Origin of the sequence: Paraburkholderia sp. SIMBA_030 (assembly GCF_046535245.1) — a bacterium.
Taxonomy (GTDB): domain Bacteria; phylum Pseudomonadota; class Gammaproteobacteria; order Burkholderiales; family Burkholderiaceae; genus Paraburkholderia.
In genome coordinates, this window is record NZ_JAWRXB010001425.1 from 1 (window position 1) to 243 (window position 243).

At 63.0% G+C, this 243-nt stretch carries 1 protein-coding gene; it reads right to left on the bottom strand.

Annotation, left to right across the window (positions count from 1 at the left end; genetic code table 11):
* A partial coding sequence (locus SB772_RS44725; protein ID WP_410839116.1) for a M3 family metallopeptidase occupies positions 1-243 on the bottom strand: 243 nt, incomplete at both ends.

Genomic DNA, 243 nt, shown 5'->3' on the forward strand with positions numbered 1-243 from the left:
GGTTTCCGATGCGAATGACCGCAGCGCCGCGAGTTCGGCTTCGCACAACATTCTGGCGGGCGTCCAGATGCTTTCGAGCAATTCGCGCACGGCTTGCGGCGTGCCGGCCATCCGGTCCGTCAACGCGTACTGCGCGAAATTCTCGAATCCGAGCAGTTTCGCCTGCTCGGCGCGCAATTGAACCACTTCACGAACGATGGGCCGGTTGTCCACATCGGGCTCGGTGCAACGGCTGGTCCAGGC